Raw genomic sequence first — 17,741 nt, 5'->3', positions numbered from 1 at the left:
CGGGACTGGCAAACGTAATGAAATGTTGTGGGGCCGCGGTTCATGGCCTGCCGATACATTTCACCCAGGGACGCGACTTTATCGGCTATACAATCTGGGCCATTTCCTGGAGCCATCTATGCCGACCACGTTTCGCTCATCGTTGATTCTGGCCCTGGTGGTCGTGCTGACTGGCATTGGCGCCGGGCTTGGCGGGATGCTCCTGGCGTTGCTGCTGCACGCCATTCAGCACCTGGCGTACGGCTACAGCCTCGACAGCCTGATCAGCCATGAGACCTTTCTTTTGGGCGTGACCGCAGCCGCACCGCAGCGTCGGTTACTGGTCTTGGTCATGTGCGGCCTGGTTGCGGGTGTGGGCTGGTGGACGATTTATCGCTACGGCCGCCCGCTGGTGAGCATCAAGCAGGCGGTTGGCGAAAAGATGCCGATCATGCCGCCCAAGACCACCCTCGCCCACGCCATCCTGCAAATTGTCACCGTGGCCCTCGGCTCGCCGCTGGGGCGTGAAGTGGCGCCGCGTGAAGTCGGTGCGCTGGCGGCCACATGGTTAGCGCAACGGGCGCGACTGGAACCGTCGATGCATCGGCTGATCGTCGCCTGCGGCGCGGGTGCAGGCCTGGCGGCGGTGTACAACGTGCCATTGGGCGGCGCGGTGTTTGTGCTGGAAGTGCTGGTCGGCGCATTCAGCTGGCCAGCGGCGGTGATTGCGTTGGCAACGTCGGCGATTGGGGCTTCGGTGGCGTGGATCGGCCTTGGCGCAGAGCCGCAATACGTGGTGCCGCATTTTCTGCTGAGCCCGACGTTGATCGCCTGGGCCGTGGCGTGTGGCCCGGTGTTTGGCGTGGCGGCCTATGGTTTCAGCCGCTTTACCGGTGCCGCCAGGGCAAACGCCGCGCGCGGCTGGCGTTTGCCGGTGCTGGCGTTGCTCAACTTCACCCTCATCGGTGGGCTGGCCATGCTGCTGCCGCAGATCCTCGGCAACGGCAAGGGTCCGGCGCAACTGGGTTTCGACAATGAACTGACAATCGGCCTGGCCGCCATCCTGCTGCTGGTCAAAGTGCTGATCACGGCCAGCAGCCTGCGCGCCGGGGCCGAAGGTGGGCTGCTGACCCCGGCCCTGGCCAATGGCGCGCTGCTGGCGATCATGCTTGGCGGCGCCTGGAGCCTGGCGTGGCCCGGCGTGCCCCTGGGCGCATTTGCGATCATCGGCGCAGCGGCGTTCCTGGCGGCGAGCATGAGCATGCCGCTGACGGCAATTGTGCTGGTGGCGGAATTTACCCGGATCGAGCATGACTTTCTGGTGCCGATCATCCTGGCGGTGGTCGGTTCGCTGTGCGTGAGCAAACTGCTTGCGCGCTGGGAAAACGCTGGAAAAAAGCCCGCCTAAGCGCCATCCTTCGCGCTTTAAGCCGCCCCGAAGCGGCGCTCGACGCTCAAAGGAATTGCCATGCACGCCCAACCCCTCGCCCCCGCCGATTTCGAATTCATCGAAGAAACCCTGCTCAAGTACGGCGACGATCACTCGGTGCTGAACCTGGCCGAACTCGACGGCTACTTCACTGCGCTGGTCTCAAGCCCGGCGCAAGTGGACGTCGCTGAGTGGTTCCCGGCGATCTGGGGTGGGCAGAACCCGGACTGGGAAAGTGTGGAAGAGGCCCAACGTTTTCTCGAACTGTGCGTGCGCCATATGAATACCCTGGCCGCGCAGTTGGCAACCGACGCGCAAGGCTTCAAGGCTCGCTTTGATGACACGGAGCATCAGGGCCACGTCGTCACCCTGGCGGAGGAATGGTGCTTTGGCTATATCCGTGGCGCCGCGATCGGCCACTGGCCCGAATTGCCCGCCGAACTGGCCGGGCAACTGGAGAAAATTTCCTGGTGCGCCGAGCAGGACAACTTCGAATTGCCGGCGGACCTGGATGTAAACGCCCATCAACAGCGGGTCAGCGCAATCGAACCGGCTGCGCGGGCGCTACATGATTACTGGTTGAGCAAACGCTGAGCCGGGCTTATTTGAAGTCCAGGTCAAACGCCTGATAGAAGGCGTTGCCGGTGTTGGCCACGATCCACATCAACACCATCACGTGGCGACCCTTTTTGCCCTTGGGCAAAGTCACCTGGTGTTCGACCTTGGCTTTCATCTCATCGGCGTGCTGGTAATACGGCACCTGGGTGTAGAAGTCTTCAAAGAATGGCTTTGCCTCAAGCTGGGCGCGGCTGATGCGCTGTTTGGGGTCCCAGCCATCCTTGGTGATGAGCCAGCGATAACCCCGGGTGACGTGGGCAGCGGTGTATTCCCACTGCACCTTGAACACCTGGCCGGCCTCGACATTGAGCAATGGCCAAGTGAACGGGGTGTTGAGCTTTTTGCTCATTTCCTCGTCGGTAAAGTTGATGCAATCGCGCTCGTCGGTTTTGCCGCCGCTCAGGATGTGCCCGTCGGCCGGCGGCGTGACGCTTTGATCATCGGTTTGATATGGCGCAGGGAAAGGCCCGGCGGTGAGTGCCGGGAAGTTCTTGCCGCCTTCCATTTCGTTGACTTGCCAGTTGCCCAGCAGCCCACGTTCCACGGCCACCGAGCCTCGGCTGGCGGGGGTCACGACACGGCCGTGTCTGAGTTGCGTCTGAGGTTTGTTCATTTCATTCACTCCTTGATTGAAAGCGCCCCGTCATGGGGCGTGCCTCGAACTTACCGCGGTGGGTTTTATTGTCCAGTCGATGCTTCTTTCGGAACATTCGTACAGCGACGCCGTTTCGCGGAGTAAAGGCTGTTGTCCTGCACCGCGAGGGTTGCTTGTCCTACCCTGCTAAGGGCAGCAAGGCTACACGCCCTGTCCGCAAGTGGATCACGCCGTAATACGCGCCGTACAACGATCCCTGCTCGACAAGCGTGGCGTGTTTGGCTGATTATTCGGGTCCGCCCGTCGGCCACTCCACACCACCTTGCCTTGATCAGGAGCCTTGTACCTTGAGTTCGCAGAAAACCGTGACCGTTACACCGCCCAATTTCCCCCTGAACGGCAAGGTCGCTCCTCCCGGCTCCAAATCCATTACCAACCGCGCCCTGTTGCTGGCGGCGCTGGCCAAGGGCACCAGCCGTTTGAGCGGTGCGCTGAAAAGCGATGACACCCGCCACATGTCGGTGGCCCTGCGCCAGATGGGCGTGACCATCGATGAGCCGGATGACACCACCTTCGTGGTCACCGGCTCCGGCAAACTGCAATTGCCCGCGCAGCCGTTGTTCCTCGGCAATGCCGGCACCGCGATGCGTTTTCTCACGGCAGCCGTGGCAACGGTCGAAGGCACCGTGGTATTGGACGGCGACGACTACATGCAAAAACGCCCGATCGGCCCGCTGCTGGCCACCCTTGGCCAGAACGGCATCCGCGTCGACAGCCCCACGGGTTGCCCGCCGGTGACCGTGCACGGCGTGGGCAAGGTCCAGGCCAAACGCTTTGAAATCGACGGCGGTTTATCCAGCCAGTACGTGTCGGCCTTGCTCATGCTTGCCGCCTGCGGCGAAGCGCCGATTGAAGTGGCACTGACCGGCAAGGACATCGGCGCCCGTGGCTACGTGGACCTGACCCTGGACTGCATGCGTGCCTTTGGCGCACAGGTCGAAGTGGTCGACGACACCACCTGGCGCGTCGCCCCCACCGGCTACACCGCCCATGACTACCTGATCGAACCCGATGCCTCCGCTGCAACGTACCTGTGGGCCGCTGAAGTGTTGACCGGCGGGCGCATCGACATCGGCGTGGCGGCGCAGGACTTCACTCAGCCGGACGCCAAGGCCCAGGCCGTGATCGCCCAGTTCCCGAACATGCAGGCCAACGTGGTCGGCTCGCAGATGCAGGACGCTATCCCGACCCTTGCAGTCTTGGCCGCTTTCAATAACACCCCGGTGCGCTTCACTGAACTGGCCAACCTGCGCGTAAAGGAATGTGACCGGGTGCAGGCGCTGCACGATGGCCTCAACGAAATTCGCCCCGGCCTGGCCACCATCGAGGGCGATGACCTGCTGGTCGCCAGCGACCCTGCACTGGCCGGCACCACGTGCAACGCGCTGATCGACACCCACGCCGACCATCGCATCGCCATGTGCTTTGCACTGGCCGGGTTGAAGGTCGCGGGTATCCGTATTCAAGACCCGGACTGCGTGGCCAAGACCTATCCTGAGTACTGGAAGGCCTTGGGCAGTCTTGGGGTCGCACTGAGCGACTGAAGCAGCGGCGTCGGAATGGGGAGGGAATGCACATGACGATTCGCCCGCCCTGCCCACCCGGCGCCTGCGTGTGCGAGCGTGAGCAACTGCTGCAAGCGCCCGACGCCGACCTGCGCATTCTTCACCTGACACGCCAGGAAGAAAAACGCCTGCTCGAGCGCCTCGAAGACCTCAAAAGCCTGCAAGACCTGGAACACATGCAACAGCGGATGTACGAGCAATTGGGCATCCGCGTGCATGTCGCACCGGGGCACACCGAGGTCAAAAGCATGCGCGGGATTCAGATCGTCATCGACGACCTGCCGGGCATGTGTCGCAAGACCCGGCAATCGATTCCCGCAGCGATTCGTCGCGGAATGGAAAAACGCCCGGAGATTGCCTACCGCTTGCTCGATGCCCACGACCTGTTTCGCGAAGGTTGAATCACCCGGCTACGGTTTCGTCCTCAAACAGGCCCAGCCCCACGACCTTCGCCGCCTGTAAATGCGCTTGCGCCCCCCCGCTCTCGGATTCCAGCAGCAACTCGGACTTCACCACCTGAGCACCGCAATAATCAAAAATCCCATAGTCAATTTGCGTGCGCATCGCCTTGGCATAGCCGTGGCGATCAAATGCGCTTTCATCGGCTGCACCCACCGCCAGCAAGTGCACCTGCAAGTGCCGTAGTTTTTTCACCACCGGCGTATCGGGACCGTAGTCGATGGCCCAGCCGTTGACAAATACGCGGTCGACCCAGCCTTTGAGCAAGGCCGGCAGCGACCACCAGTAGATCGGGAACACAATGACCAGCGCGTCGGCGCGGTCGATGCGTGCTTGTTCAGCGAGGATGTCGGCCGGTGACGCGGCACGGCTGCGGTGCACGCGGTGGTCGGCAGCGGTGTAGCGCGGGTCGAAACCTTCGGCGGCGAGGTCGGCGATCTCGAACGTGTGGCCGGCCTCGGTGAGCCCTGCCGCCACTTGCGCGGCGAGGCTGTGGGTGAGCGATTGCGGGTCGTGATGAGCAACAACGATCAGAGCATGCATGACATTGACTCCCTTTGCGTTTAGGCTGGGCCAAACTACTTTTAGTAAGTTACTCCATCAAGTTACTTTTGGTATATAAGCATGTCAAGCACAGAATCCCCTGCTCCACGCCGGCGCCTTGCGCGCGAAGATCGTCTGCGCCAACTGCTCGACGTGGCCTGGCAACTGGTGCGCGAGGAAGGCACCGAAGCGCTGACCCTGGGCCGTCTCGCGGAACTGGCGGGCGTCACCAAGCCGGTGGTCTATGACCACTTCGTCACCCGCGCAGGCTTGTTCGCCGCGCTGTACGAAGATTTCGACGGGCGCCAGAACCAGCTGTTTGCCGAAGCCCTCGACAGCAGTGGCGCAACACTCGATGACCGCGCGCAGGTGATCGCCGCGTGCTATGTCGATTGTGTGTTGCTGCAGGGGCGGGAAATTCCGGGGGTGATTGCCGCGTTGAGCAGTTCGCCAGAACTGGAAACCCTCAAGCGCAAATACGAGGCGATCTTTCTCGACAAGTGCCGCGACGCCCTGGCGCCGTTTGCACCCGGCGCCACCGTGTCGCAAGCCGGCTTGCGGGCAATGCTCGGCGCGGCGGAGGCGCTGTCCCAGGCGGCAGCCAGCGGCGAGATCAGCCGCGATGAGGCGCAGCAGGAGTTGCTCGCGACGATCCTGGGCATGGTCAACCGCAGCCGCGGGTAAATCATTATTTGCGCCGCAGGAATAAAGCGTCGTGACGGGTGTTTACCTGAGTACGGCTTGTGAATACAGCACAAGGCCGGTACCCAAATCCAAAAACACCCAGGAGCTCGTCATGCTGAAAAAACTCTCCCTCGCTGCTGCCGTCCTGATTGCCTGTGCGGCCTCCATGGCGTTCGCCGCCCCGGCCAAGGTGGCCGACAGCGCCAAGGGCAAAGTGCTGGTGGACAGCCAGGGGATGACCCTTTACACCTTCGCCAAAGACAGCGCCGGCAAATCGGCGTGCAACGGCCAGTGCCTGGCCAACTGGCCCGCGTTCACTGCCCAGGCCGCGGCGAAAGAAGCCGACGGCTACAGCGTGATCACCCGCGACGACGGCAGCAGGCAATGGGCCTACAAAGGCCAGGCGCTGTACACCTGGGTCAAGGACAGCAAGCCGGGCGACATCACCGGTGACGGCGTTGGCGGTAACTGGAACCTGGCCAAGCCGTAAGGTTTGAGGCCAATACAGCGTACCGGTGGCAAGGGAAAGCGCTTTCGCCACCGGTTGGCCGTTTCACGCCAAGTGCTCATTCACATATAGCTGAACCTTGCGCGCCAGCTGATCGAGATGCCGGTCGCGCTGTTTTTCCGCATCCACCATCGCGCGCTTGCCGTGTTTTTGCAGCAGATAGGTATGAATCTGCCGCACCTCCAGCGAGCGATAGATCGCCGCCACGTCCAGCACGCCCATCAGGCCGTCAGTGCCGTAATCGCGCGTGTTCATCAGCACCTGCGTGTCGCGCGCGCCGCGTACCTGAAAGCCCATGGCCGTGAACGCCGGGACCTTTTCTACGGCACACGCCAACTCGGCGTGGGGATAACGCGCCAGCACGTCCTGCATCATTGCGCGCGCCACACCCTGGCGCCGCCTACCCGCCTGCACCGCCATGAACGCGATACCGCAGGCTTGCGGGTCGTCTTTCACCGGCAGATAGAGGCAAAAGCCGACCAGCGTGTCCTCATCCATCGCCACCACCAGTTCAACAGCGATGCCCTTCGAGCCATCCAGCGCTTGCAGGTACAGGTGCACCTCAAAGCCGGTGGTGTACTGGTAAATGTTGTAGAGCAGGTTGCTGGGCGGCAGCGCGACGCTGCTGATGTCGGTGAGGTTATCCACCACCATCTGCAGGATCTGGCTGTTGATCGACTCGGGGCACGGCGCGGTGTAGCGGGTAAGGCTGAACATGCAAATTCCTGGGGTTTCGCGTCAAGGCAGCGGCGATTGTACCTGCTGCGACCGGTTCATTGCCCGCACACCTCGCGCAAACAACCACGCAACCAGCGGTGGGCCAGGTCGGCATCCAGCTGCGGGTGTCAGAGCATGGCCACGGTAAACGACGCAAGCGTCAGCGGCAGCGTAAAGCTGTACAGCCCATCGCGCTGGTGGGCGGTGTAGCGTTCGGGCACGCTGGCGATCAGTCGGCACCTTGGGCCCGGGCGCAGTATTTGCCTGGGCCAGCCCCGATCTCACCCATGCAACCGCGCAAACCATGGCTAATGGCCTGCACGTGACCTTTGCCGTGGCACTGGTCTTGATCGTCCTCGCAAGCCGCTTTGCCTGGCGCCGCCACAGCGCCGTGAACGGCCCGCAGAACACCCGTTGAGGCAAAAAAACAAAAAAGGCGTTGCGCCAGACCGGGTTACATCGCGCATCATGGGCACTTTCAAGCTCAAGGGTAACGTCCATGCGCGTTCTGTCATTGATGATGGGTCTTACGACGCTGGCCGCCAGTCTGGCGTTCTGCGCCAGCGCGATGGCGAATGAAGAAAGTCAGTTGGTGCAACAGATCAACCAGTACCGCAGCCAGGTACAGCGCTGCGGTGACCAGGGTTCACAGGAACTGCCACCGCTGGCCAGCGACACGCGGCTGGTATTGCCGGCCACCAATGTCGGCGATTTGCAGCAAGCGCTCGCGCGGGCTGCGTACCCGATGGTCAACGTGCAAGCCATCAGCCTGTCGGGGCCCAAGGATGCCCAGGCGGCCATGAAGGCGGTGCGGGAAAGTTTCTGCCGCGTGGTGCTGGACCCGCAATTTGTCGACATTGGCGTGAGCAACAGCGGCGAGGACTGGCGCATTGTGCTTGCCCGCCCGCTGCTTTCCAGCGGTTTGGGTGATTGGCAGACCGAAGGCCGGCAGTTGCTCAACCTGATCAACGCCGCCCGTGAACAGCCGCGCCAGTGCGGCACCCAGGCATTTGCCGCGACCACGCCATTGTCGTGGAACGACGACCTGGCCAGCGCCGCCAACAGCCACACACGCAATATGGCCAACGGCAACTTCTTCGACCACCTGGACCACGACGGCCGCACCCCGGGTGATCGCGCCGAACTGGCAGGCTATATCGCGAAAAATATCGGCGAGAACATCGCCGCCGGCCTCGACACGCCGCGCAAAGTGGTGGATGGCTGGCTCGCCAGCCCAGGGCATTGCGCCAACCTGATGAACCCGCAATTTCGCGAGTTGGGCGCCGCTTATGCGATGGACCCAAAGAGTGACGCGGGCATTTACTGGACCGGTTTGTTCGGCACGCAATAGCGGTTGGGCAAGCGCCCAACCCGGCCGAAGCAAGCCTGTTCAAACGCGTAGGAAATCAAAGTGCCATCTTGCCGATAATTGCGCTGAACTGCTGACGATCAACTGTGTCTGTAGCTGGGCGCCATGAATGTTCAGGCGCGCTGAAGACTCTGGCAAACAAGGTGTTCTCCCAATGATGAATTGGCTGCAAGGCAGCAGCGACATGGCCGAACGCGTGCGTCAGCATGATTGGGCGAGTACGCCATTGGGTCCGCTGGAACACTGGCCCGACGTACTCAAAACAACGGTCGCGCTGTGCTTTGCCTCAAGCTTCCCCCAGTCCATCAGTTGGGGGCCACACTTGATCACGCTCTACAACGATGCGTTTGTCCCCATTCTTGGCGATAAACCCTACTCGTTGGGCCGTCCTTTCAGTGAAACCTGGCGCGAAGTCTGGGATGAAGTAAGCCCCATCGCCCACGCGGCCTTTGAAGGGCACGCGACCTATGTCGAGAATTACCCGCTGGTGATTGAACGTGGCAACGGCCCGGAGCAATCGTATTTCACGTTTTGCTACAGCCCTGTGCGCGACCCGCTGGGCGCGGTCGTGGGCATGCTCAATACCGTCACCGAAACCACCGCAACCGTATTCCTCAGCCGTCGCCTGGCCGTATTGGATGCGATTGGCAGCGCGGTGGCCAACGCCACCGACGCCGAAGCCATCATGACCCTCACCACGCGCCTGCTCGCCGAGCACATGCAGGTGTCCATCTGCGCCTATGCCGACATGGAAGCCGACGAAGACAGCTTCACCATCCGCGACAACTGGGCCGCACCGGGCTCGCCGAGTATTGTCGGGCGTTACAGCCTGGCGGATTTCGGCGAGCAGGCCGTAAAGTGCCTGCGTGCAGGCGAGCCGTTTGTGGTGAATGACAACCGCGTGGAGTTCAGCCACGAGGAAGCTGCCGCCTACCAGTCGCTGGGCGTGACGGCGACGGTGTGTTTTCCGTTGATCAAGGATGGGCGCCTGACGGCACTGATGGCCGTGCACCATAAATTCGCGCGCCTGTGGTCACCGTACGACCTGGCGCTGGTGGGTGAAGTCACCGAGCGCTCCTGGGCGCATATAGAACGTGTGCGCGCTGACGCCGCCGTACGCGACGGCCTGGCCGCGATCACCGAACTGAATGCCACCCTGGAACAACGCGTGGAAGAACGCACCGCCGCATTGACCCAGGCTGAAGCGGCGTTGCACCAGTCGCAAAAGCTCGAAGCGATCGGCCAGTTGACCGGCGGCGTGGCCCATGACTTCAACAACCTGTTGACGATCATTCGCTCCTCGGTGGATTTTCTGCGCCAGCCGGGGCTGTCCGAAGAGCGACGCACACGCTACATGGGCGCGGTTTCAGACACCGTCGAGCGCGCCAGCAAGCTCACCAGCCAGTTGCTCGCCTTCGCCCGCCGCCAGCCGTTGAACCCGGAAGTCTTCGATGTGTGCGAGCGGGTCAAGAACATCGGCGAGATGCTTGAAAGTGTGACCGGCGCGCGTATCACTGTGCAGATCGAACTGCCCCGCCTGCCATGCTATGTGCGCGTTGACCCGAGCCAGTTTGAAACCGCGCTGATCAATATCGCGCTCAATGCCCGCGATGCCATGGACGGCCGCGGCACCCTGACACTGCGCGTCGCCACGGTGGCAGCGTTGCCACTGATCCGTGGCGATGTGCAAGTACAGCAGCCGTTTGTGGCGATTGCGCTGGCCGACACCGGCAGCGGCATTGCCGACGACACTGTCGAGCGCATTTTCGAGCCGTTCTTTACCACCAAGGCGGTGGGCAAAGGCACGGGCCTTGGCTTGTCGCAGGTGTTCGGGTTCGCCAAGCAATCGAGCGGTAACGTCGACGTGTCCAGCACCCTGGGGCAAGGCAGCGTGTTTACCCTGTACTTGCCCGAAGCAGAAGCCGAGACGGTGCAGGCCAGCTTGCCCCAGGAGGACGGCTCGCTGGTCCACGATACCGCGCAGCGGCATATTCTGATCGTCGAAGACAACCTCGAAGTGGGCCGCTTTGCCAACCAGATCCTGCAGGACCTCGGTTACCAGACCACCTGGGCCACCGACGCCGAACAGGCACTCGCATTGGCCGGTGCCGATGTGTTGGCCTTCGACGCGATTTTCTCCGACGTGGTGATGCCGGGCATGACCGGCGTGGCGATGACCAGACTGCTGCGCCAGCGTCGGCCGGACCTGCCGGTGGTGCTGACCTCCGGCTACAGCGAAGAATTGGCCGACAGTGGGTACGAAGGGGTCGAGTTCCTGGCCAAGCCCTACTCCGCCGACCAGGTGGCGCGCGTGCTGGCCAAGTCGATGCAGCGCGCCTGACGCCTACTCCGCGATCGCCACCTGGTTACGGCCCATGGCCTTGGCGCGATACAGCGCCTGGTCGGCGGTGTTCATCAGGCTGTGCAGGTCCTGATCGAGGCTGCGGGTCGTCGCCACACCGAGGCTGGCGGTCAAGCCCTGCACCGGTTCGGCGGCGAGGCCGGAGATGGCCTTGATCAGTTGCTCGGCGATATCCCGTGCGGTTTCCAGCGAGGTATTGGGCAACAACACCGCAAACTCCTCGCCGCCGAGCCGCCCGTACACGTCGGCCTGGCGAAACGATGCGCTGATCACCCCGCCAATCTGGCGCAAGACCTGGTCGCCGGCCTGGTGACCGTAGGTGTCATTGATGGCTTTGAAGTGATCCATGTCCATCATCAGCGCGCACAACGGCTGCTGGTTATGGCGACATTGCGCGTACAGCACTTGGGCATGTTCGAAGAATGCGCGGCGGTTCATCAATCCAGTGAGTTCGTCGGTCTGGGCGGCGCGCGTCGAAATCGTGTGCGCACGTTCCATCTGCCGGGTCAGGCGAAAGGCTTTTTCCAGGGCATCCGCCAATTTACGCGTGGCGCTTGCCGCGAAGGTCGAGAACACCAGCACCACCACGCCCACGCCCACTTGCATCGACGAGGGCTGGAACAGCAGCCACAGCGTGCAGGGGAACAGCACCAGGGCCATGGAGCCCAGCGTCATGTAACGGTAAGCGGAATAACACGAGACGGCGCTGACCGACATGCCCACGGTGAACAACATGACCAGCACCTGGGAGACGCGGTCGTCGGTGGGCATCACCGCCAGGGCGCCAATGCCCCACACACCCGCGGATAGCATCAACGTCACCCAGTAACGGCGCTCCCAGCGGTCGGGAGTGCGTTCGCTGTTCGGGCAGCGAAACCATTGCATGAACATCTGCACCCGCAGCAGCGAGGTCACTGCCAGCACCGATAACCAGACCAGCATGACGGTGTGGTCAAAGCGGTCCCAGCACAACCAGCAGAGCATGACGGCGGCCAGGTAACTGCCGAAAATGGCAGCGAAGGATTGACGAAACAGCAGATGCAAACGGTCGGTTCGCACCAGTTCTTCTATCAAACCATCCTGGTCCTGCCCATGCTCTAGGCCGTTCATTCAATACGCCTGCTTCGACTGCCGCGACTAGGGCGCCATTGTGGCACCCTGCCAGTACTGCGGACAACAGAATCCAGCACCTTGGCGCCCTTAAAGCGTTTCCGGCCGCAGAATCAGCACACCCAATGGCGGCACATTCAACGAAAGTGACACCGGCTGCCCATGACGCGGTTCCTCTTGCGTGAAGACTTCCCCACCGTTGCCGTAGTTGGAACCGGCGTACATGTCGGCATCGCTGTTGATCACCTCGCTCCAGCGCCCTGCAAATGGCACGCCAACGGCGTAGGCTTCACGCGGCACCGGGGTGAAGTTAGCGACGACCAGCACCGGCTTGCCGTCCTTGCTCCAGCGCAGCCAGGCATAGACGCTGTTGATCGCATCGTCGCCGATCAGCCACTGGAAGCCTTGGGGCGCATCATCCTGCTCATGCAGCGCCGGTTCCTCACGGTACAGGCGGTTCAAGTCGCCAACCAGTTTCTGCACGCCCTGGTGTTCAGGGTATTGCAGCAGGTACCAATCCAGTTGCTGGTCGTGGTTCCACTCGCGCCACTGCCCAAACTCGCAGCCCATGAACAGCAGCTTCTTGCCGGGGTGCATCCACATGAAACTCAGGTAAGCGCGCAGGTTGGCAAACTTCTGCCAGCGGTCACCGGGCATCTTGTCGATCAGCGAATGCTTGCCGTGCACCACTTCATCGTGGGAGATCGGCAGGATAAAGCGCTCGGACCAGGCATACACCAGGCCAAAACTCAGCTCGTTGTGATGATGGGCGCGGTACACCGGATCCTGCTGGATGTAATGCAGCGAATCGTGCATCCAGCCCATGTTCCACTTGTAGTTGAAGCCCAACCCGCCCTGCTGGGTGCTTTGGCTCACACCCGGCCACGCGGTGGATTCTTCGGCGATCACCAGTGCGCCCGGTGCTTCCAGCGCCACCACGTCGTTCAAATGACGCAGGAAGTCGATGGCTTCCAGGTTCTCGCGGCCGCCATGGCGGTTAGGCACCCACTCGCCGGCTTTGCGCGAATAATCGCGATACAGCATCGACGCCACGGCATCCACGCGCAGGCCGTCGATATGGAAGTGCTTGAGCCAGTGCAGCGCCGAGGCCAGCATGAACCCGTGCACTTCAGTGCGGCCCAGGTTGTAGATCAGTGTGTCCCAATCCTGGTGGAAGCCTTCCAGCGGGTTGGCGTACTCGTACAGCGCGGTGCCGTCGAACTGGGCCAAACCGTGGGTATCGGTGGGGAAATGCGCCGGTACCCAGTCGAGGATCACGCCGATGTTGGCCTGATGGAGGGCGTTGACGAAGAAGCCGAAATCTTCCGGCGAGCCGAAGCGCGCACTCGGGGCAAACTGCGACAACGCCTGATAACCCCAGGAACCGCCGAACGGATGCTCCATGATCGGCATCAGCTCAACGTGGGTGAAGCCCAACTGCTGCACATACGGCACCAAGCGCTCGGCCAGCTCGCGCCAGCCGTACTGGCGGGAGACTTCACCGGCCTCGTCGAGCTCGCATTGCCAGGAACCCACGTGCAGCTCATAAATCGACAGCGGCGCCGAGGGTTTCTGCTTGTCGGCGCGCGACTGCATCCACTCATGGTCCTGCCAGTCCACCTGTAACGGGGCGGCGACTTTCGAGGCGGTGTCGGGCGGCAGCTGGGTCGCCAGCGCCATCGGGTCGGCCTTGAGCGGCAGGATGCCGTGGGCACCGAGAATCTCGTACTTGTAGGCCGCGCCCGGTTGCAGGCGTGGAATGAAGATTTCCCAGACGCCCGAGGGGTGACGCAACCGCATCGGATGGCGGCGGCCATCCCAGATATTGAAATCACCCACCACCGACACGCGCCGGGCGTTCGGCGCCCACACGGCAAAGCGCACACCCTGCACGCCATCGACACTGGTCACTTGCGCGCCGAGGCAACTGCTCAGGTCACGGTGATTGCCTTCGGCAAACAGGTACAAGTCCATTTCACCGAGCAGCAACTGGCTGAAACTGTAAGGGTCTTCTGTGATCTGCTCGCCGCCGGCCCACTGGATTTTCAGCAGGTAGTTCTGGCGTGTCTTGAAGTGGCCGACAAACAAACCTGGCACCGGGCTGGCGTCCAGGTTGCCAAGCGTCTCACCGCTGTCTCGCGCCAGCACCTGAACACTCAGGGCTTCGGGCAGAAACGCGCGGATGAACTGGCCGCCGTGCTCGTCATCATGTGGCCCGAGAATCGAGAACGGGTCATGGTGTTCGGCGCGTACCAGTGCTTCGACGTCCTTGGACGCCGGCATTGCAGTCAGTTTCGGTTGCAGCGGTTCTTTATTTGTAAAGCTCATGACGTCTCCCCACCGCGTGCATTTTTCGATATAGGTGTTAGCCCGCTGAGCAGACCGTGCAAACCTTGCAACGGCACCGGCAACCAGGTCGGGCGATTTTCCGCTTCGTAGGCCACTTCATACGCGGCCTTTTCCAGGCTGAACAACGTCAGCGCAGCGCTCTGGCCTTTGGCATCCTGCCAGTCATGCGCCAGTGTAGACGTCGCCTGATGATAAGCCTGGGTAAATGCCTGACGTGCTTCACTCAAGTACCGGTCGGTCACGCGCTTGCGGGCAATGTCCGCTTCGGGCGAGTGATCCACACCTTGCACATTCAAGGCCATGGCGGCGGCGTAATCGAACGAGCGCAGCACGCCACTGACATCTTTATAGGGGCTGTGCTTGCCGCGCCGCTCATGCAGCGGACGCGCCGGTTCGCCTTCAAAGTCGATCAAGTAAGCATCGCCCTTGACCACCAGTACCTGGCCCAGGTGCAAGTCACCATGAACCCGGATCCGCAACCCGCCGGCCGTGGCTTTCGCCAGGGCCTGAACGTGCGTGCCGATGGCTTTTTTCTGCGTCAGCAATTCACTGACCAACGCCTGATCGGCAGGGTTCAATTGACTTTGATGAAGCTTGAGCAAGTGCAGCGCGCGGTCGATCTGCGCGCCCACATCCTTGGCCCAGGCCTGGGTGTCCTTGACGCTCGTGACTTCAGGCTTGAAGTCCTTGTTGGTGGTTTTTGCCGCCAAGACTGCGTGCATTTCGCCCAGGCGCTGGCCGAGCAAACCAGCAAAGTCTTGCAGTTCGCCGAGGGCGTTGTAGTGCTGTTCCTGTTCGGACATGGCTTCGGCCAATTCGTCGCGAATCGCCCGCTCCAGGCTGTTTTGCGTCCAGGCCCATGCATCGCCCTGGTTGCTGAGGTAGCCCTGGGCAATCATCAGCAGGTTGTCTTGCCCTTCACCGTCACGACGCACCATCGAGCCCAGCAGCGGCGAGATGTTGGGGTAACCGGCTTCGGTCAGGTAAGCGCTCATTTCCAGCTCCGGGTGCACGCCAGCGCTGACTTTGCGGATGAGCTTGAGCACCAGGCTTTCGCCTACCACCACCGAACTGTTGGACTGTTCGGCGGCCAGGTAGCGCACCTGCGGCTCTTCGCCCAGTTGCAGCTTGGCCAGATGCGGCGTGGCCTCAAAGTGCAAATCACCTTCGCCGGTGTTCAGCACGGTGCCGGCTTGCAGGCCATGGATCACCGCACGAATAAAGTGCTCAAGGCTGAAGGCATCGGTCACCAAACCGACCTGACGCGCACGGCGTACACGGGCGAGCGCCAATTGCTGGGGCAGCGCACTGGTGAGCTGGTCTTCGCCGAGAAAGCCGAACGGGAGCTGATAGCGGCTGACCTGGCCAGCGCTGCTCACCTCGATCTCGCTGAGCAGCACCGGGTGCTGCGGGTCGCCAAAGCGCACGCCGTAGGCAATGTGCACGCTGTCGATGGCGGTGTCCTTGCCGGCAAACCAGCGCCGCTTGGGCAGCCAGGCGGGCAGCGAGGTTTGTTCCAGGGTGCTGCGGCACGGTTCTTCGAGCAGTTCTTCCATGCGTTTTTTCAATACCAGTGTGGTGAAGTCCGGGATGCTTTGCGCCGGTTCCACATGCCAGCTCGGCATCTGGTTTTCCGCCGCCAGTACAAACCAGTAGAAACCGTAAGGCGCCAGGGTCAGCAGGAAATTGAGCTGGCCAATCGGCGGGAAGGCATTCCCGCCGAGCATCTCCACCGGCACCATGCCGGCGAACGCCGACAGGTCCAGTTCGGCGGCCTGGGCACTGCGTGACACGTTGGCCACGCACAGGATGATTTCCGTGCGGCCGTCTTCGCCGGTGAATTCACGGGTGTAGGCCAGGATCCGGCGGTTGCTCGGCGAGAGCATTTTCAAGCTGCCACGGCCAAAGGCCTTGGACTGCTTGCGCACCGCGAGCATGCGCCGGGTCCAGTTCAGCAAAGAGTGCGGGTCCTGAGCCTGGGTTTCGACGTTGACCGACTGGTAGCCGTAAAGCGGGTCCATGATCGGCGGCAGCACCAGGCTCGCCGGGTCGGCGCGGGAAAAGCCGCCGTTACGGTCGATGGACCACTGCATCGGCGTACGCACGCCGTCGCGGTCGCCCAGATAAATGTTATCGCCCATGCCGATCTCATCGCCGTAATACAGGGTCGGCGTGCCCGGCATCGACAGCAGCAGGCTATTGAGCAGTTCGACACGGCGGCGATCACGCTCCATCAGCGGCGCCAGGCGTCGACGAATACCCAGGTTGATCCGCGCGCGACGGTCGGCGGCGTAGTAGTTCCACAGGTAGTCGCGTTCTTTGTCGGTGACCATTTCCAGGGTCAGTTCATCGTGGTTGCGCAGGAAGATCGCCCATTGGCAGTTGGCGGGAATCTCCGGGGTCTGGCGCAAAATATCGGTGATCGGGAAGCGATCTTCCTGGGCCAGCGCCATGTACATGCGCGGCATCAGCGGGAAGTGGAACGCCATGTGGCATTCATCGCCGTCGTCACCCTTTTTGTCACCGAAGTACAGCTGCGTGTCTTCCGGCCATTGGTTGGCTTCGGCGAGCAGCATACGGTCGGGGTAATGCGCGTCGATCTCGGCACGGATCTGCTTGAGTACGTCGTGGGTTTCCGGGAGGTTTTCGTTATTAGTACCGTCGCGTTCGATCAGGTACGGAATGGCGTCCAGGCGCAGGCCGTCGATGCCCATGTCCAGCCAATAACGCATCACCGACAGCACCGCCTTCATCACCTGCGGGTTGTCGAAGTTCAGGTCTGGCTGGTGGGAATAGAACCGGTGCCAGAAGTACTGGCCGGCGACCGGGTCCCAGGTCCAGTTGGATTTTTCGGTGTCGAGAAAGATGATGCGGGTGCCGTCGTATTTCTGGTCGTCATCGGACCACACATAGAAGTCGCGCGCGGCCGAACCCGGCTTGGCCTTGCGCGCACGCTGGAACCAGGGATGCTGGTCGGAGGTGTGGTTGATCACCAGTTCGGTGATGACCCGCAGGCCGCGTTGGTGGGCTTCGGCAATAAACCGCTTGGCGTCGGCCATGGTCCCGTAGTCGCTGTGCACGCCACGGTACTCGGCGATGTCATAGCCGTCGTCACGGCGTGGCGAGGGGTAGAACGGCAACAGCCAGATGGTGTTTACGCCCAGGTCGGCGATGTAATCGAGCTTGGCGATCAGCCCGGGAAAGTCACCGATGCCGTCGTTGTTGGAGTCGAAATAGGATTTGACGTGAACCTGATAAATCACCGCATCCTTGTACCAGAGCGGGTCTTTGATAAAGGTGGCAGCCTTGGGTTTCTTCGCCATTGGTAACTCCTGAAAATGCTGAAAAACCAACTGGTGGAGCGCGCTCCCTGAAGGCGCCGTGTACCGACGCC

The 17,741-nt window shown here is 62.0% G+C and carries 14 protein-coding genes and 1 pseudogene; 8 read left to right on the top strand and 7 right to left on the bottom strand.

What is annotated here, in order from left to right; all coding sequences use genetic code 11:
• The first annotated feature begins 118 nt into the window (after positions 1 to 118).
• On the top strand, positions 119 to 1,387 hold the full coding sequence (locus tag NTD89_RS03275) for a chloride channel protein (RefSeq protein WP_262206438.1): 1,269 nt from the start codon (positions 119 to 121) through the stop codon (positions 1,385 to 1,387).
• Positions 1,388 to 1,447: 60 nt separating this feature from the next.
• Entirely contained in the window at positions 1,448 to 2,002 is a 555-nt protein-coding gene (locus NTD89_RS03270) for a UPF0149 family protein (protein WP_145165631.1), read from the top strand.
• Between the two features lie 7 nt (positions 2,003 to 2,009).
• Here the strand turns inward: NTD89_RS03270 and NTD89_RS03265 are convergent, their stop codons facing one another.
• Positions 2,010 to 2,639: a lytic polysaccharide monooxygenase auxiliary activity family 9 protein gene (locus NTD89_RS03265; protein ID WP_262206437.1), complete on the bottom strand. Its 630-nt coding sequence runs from the start codon at positions 2,637 to 2,639 to the stop codon at positions 2,010 to 2,012.
• Between the two features lie 329 nt (positions 2,640 to 2,968).
• Here NTD89_RS03265 and NTD89_RS03260 point away from each other — a divergent pair, with 329 nt between their 5' ends.
• Together NTD89_RS03260 and NTD89_RS03255 are read left to right on the top strand one after the other, a co-directional pair.
• Complete coding sequence (locus NTD89_RS03260) at positions 2,969 to 4,225, top strand: 3-phosphoshikimate 1-carboxyvinyltransferase (protein ID WP_262206436.1); 1,257 nt, start codon at positions 2,969 to 2,971, stop codon at positions 4,223 to 4,225.
• Between the two features lie 32 nt (positions 4,226 to 4,257).
• A complete protein-coding gene (locus NTD89_RS03255; protein WP_145165634.1) occupies positions 4,258 to 4,647 on the top strand; it encodes a hypothetical protein in 390 nt (129 codons plus the stop codon).
• A gap of 1 nt (position 4,648) precedes the next feature.
• Here the strand turns inward: NTD89_RS03255 and NTD89_RS03250 are convergent, their stop codons facing one another.
• Positions 4,649 to 5,248: an NAD(P)H-dependent oxidoreductase gene (locus NTD89_RS03250; protein ID WP_262206435.1), complete on the bottom strand. Its 600-nt coding sequence runs from the start codon at positions 5,246 to 5,248 to the stop codon at positions 4,649 to 4,651.
• An 81-nt stretch (positions 5,249 to 5,329) separates the two neighbouring features.
• Between NTD89_RS03250 and NTD89_RS03245 the strand changes: the two genes are divergently transcribed.
• Positions 5,330 to 5,932 carry a TetR/AcrR family transcriptional regulator gene (locus tag NTD89_RS03245; RefSeq protein WP_262206434.1) on the top strand — a complete coding sequence of 201 codons (603 nt, stop codon included), beginning with the start codon at positions 5,330 to 5,332 and terminating at the stop codon, positions 5,930 to 5,932.
• A 112-nt stretch (positions 5,933 to 6,044) separates the two neighbouring features.
• Positions 6,045 to 6,422: a hypothetical protein gene (locus NTD89_RS03240; protein ID WP_262206433.1), complete on the top strand. Its 378-nt coding sequence runs from the start codon at positions 6,045 to 6,047 to the stop codon at positions 6,420 to 6,422.
• 63 nt (positions 6,423 to 6,485) lie between these two features.
• Here NTD89_RS03240 and NTD89_RS03235 read toward each other — a convergent pair whose 3' ends face one another.
• Both NTD89_RS03235 and NTD89_RS03230 read right to left on the bottom strand, forming a co-directional pair.
• On the bottom strand, positions 6,486 to 7,157 hold the full coding sequence (locus tag NTD89_RS03235) for a GNAT family N-acetyltransferase (RefSeq protein WP_262206432.1): 672 nt from the start codon (positions 7,155 to 7,157) through the stop codon (positions 6,486 to 6,488).
• A 56-nt stretch (positions 7,158 to 7,213) separates the two neighbouring features.
• Positions 7,214 to 7,390: pseudogene (locus NTD89_RS03230) on the bottom strand (LysR family transcriptional regulator); the annotation flags it as partial.
• A gap of 266 nt (positions 7,391 to 7,656) precedes the next feature.
• On the opposite strand from NTD89_RS03230, the gene NTD89_RS03225 reads away from it, so the two are divergent.
• Together NTD89_RS03225 and NTD89_RS03220 are read left to right on the top strand one after the other, a co-directional pair.
• Complete coding sequence (locus tag NTD89_RS03225; protein ID WP_145165639.1) at positions 7,657 to 8,508, top strand: CAP domain-containing protein; 852 nt, start codon at positions 7,657 to 7,659, stop codon at positions 8,506 to 8,508.
• Between the two features lie 172 nt (positions 8,509 to 8,680).
• A complete protein-coding gene (locus NTD89_RS03220; protein WP_262206431.1) occupies positions 8,681 to 10,867 on the top strand; it encodes a response regulator in 2,187 nt (728 codons plus the stop codon).
• A 3-nt stretch (positions 10,868 to 10,870) separates the two neighbouring features.
• Here NTD89_RS03220 and NTD89_RS03215 read toward each other — a convergent pair whose 3' ends face one another.
• The 3 genes from NTD89_RS03215 to treS form a co-directional block, all read right to left on the bottom strand.
• Complete coding sequence (locus tag NTD89_RS03215) at positions 10,871 to 11,998, bottom strand: sensor domain-containing diguanylate cyclase (RefSeq protein ID WP_145165641.1); 1,128 nt, start codon at positions 11,996 to 11,998, stop codon at positions 10,871 to 10,873.
• A gap of 90 nt (positions 11,999 to 12,088) precedes the next feature.
• Complete coding sequence (gene glgB, locus NTD89_RS03210; RefSeq protein WP_262206430.1) at positions 12,089 to 14,326, bottom strand: 1,4-alpha-glucan branching protein GlgB; 2,238 nt, start codon at positions 14,324 to 14,326, stop codon at positions 12,089 to 12,091.
• Positions 14,323 to 17,670, bottom strand: coding sequence for a maltose alpha-D-glucosyltransferase (gene treS / locus NTD89_RS03205; RefSeq protein WP_262206429.1), 3,348 nt, complete (start codon positions 17,668 to 17,670; stop codon positions 14,323 to 14,325). The genes glgB and treS overlap by 4 nt, the downstream gene beginning before the upstream one ends.
• Positions 17,671 to 17,741 lie beyond the last annotated feature (71 nt).

It is taken from the genome of Pseudomonas sp. 14P_5.3_Bac1 (assembly GCF_025466135.1).
Classification (GTDB): Bacteria; Pseudomonadota; Gammaproteobacteria; order Pseudomonadales; family Pseudomonadaceae; genus Aquipseudomonas.
The sequence above is the reverse complement of the archived record's forward strand: the minus strand, read 5'-3'. Positions and strand labels throughout refer to the sequence as shown.

Excerpts from the sequence above, each read along its gene's own strand:
- glgB (WP_262206430.1), bottom strand. The coding sequence starts at position 14,326 with ATGAGCTTTACAAATAAAGAACCGCTGCAACCGAAACTGACTGCAATG.
- NTD89_RS03240 (WP_262206433.1), top strand. The coding sequence starts at position 6,045 with ATGCTGAAAAAACTCTCCCTCGCTGCTGCCGTCCTGATTGCCTGTGCG.
- NTD89_RS03235 (WP_262206432.1), bottom strand. The coding sequence starts at position 7,157 with ATGTTCAGCCTTACCCGCTACACCGCGCCGTGCCCCGAGTCGATCAAC.
- NTD89_RS03215 (WP_145165641.1), bottom strand. The coding sequence starts at position 11,998 with ATGAACGGCCTAGAGCATGGGCAGGACCAGGATGGTTTGATAGAAGAA.
- NTD89_RS03220 (WP_262206431.1), top strand. The coding sequence starts at position 8,681 with ATGATGAATTGGCTGCAAGGCAGCAGCGACATGGCCGAACGCGTGCGT.
- NTD89_RS03265 (WP_262206437.1), bottom strand. The coding sequence starts at position 2,639 with ATGAACAAACCTCAGACGCAACTCAGACACGGCCGTGTCGTGACCCCC.
- NTD89_RS03275 (WP_262206438.1), top strand. The coding sequence starts at position 119 with ATGCCGACCACGTTTCGCTCATCGTTGATTCTGGCCCTGGTGGTCGTG.
- NTD89_RS03245 (WP_262206434.1), top strand. The coding sequence starts at position 5,330 with ATGTCAAGCACAGAATCCCCTGCTCCACGCCGGCGCCTTGCGCGCGAA.
- NTD89_RS03270 (WP_145165631.1), top strand. The coding sequence starts at position 1,448 with ATGCACGCCCAACCCCTCGCCCCCGCCGATTTCGAATTCATCGAAGAA.
- NTD89_RS03250 (WP_262206435.1), bottom strand. The coding sequence starts at position 5,248 with ATGCATGCTCTGATCGTTGTTGCTCATCACGACCCGCAATCGCTCACC.
- NTD89_RS03225 (WP_145165639.1), top strand. The coding sequence starts at position 7,657 with ATGCGCGTTCTGTCATTGATGATGGGTCTTACGACGCTGGCCGCCAGT.
- NTD89_RS03255 (WP_145165634.1), top strand. The coding sequence starts at position 4,258 with ATGACGATTCGCCCGCCCTGCCCACCCGGCGCCTGCGTGTGCGAGCGT.
- treS (WP_262206429.1), bottom strand. The coding sequence starts at position 17,670 with ATGGCGAAGAAACCCAAGGCTGCCACCTTTATCAAAGACCCGCTCTGG.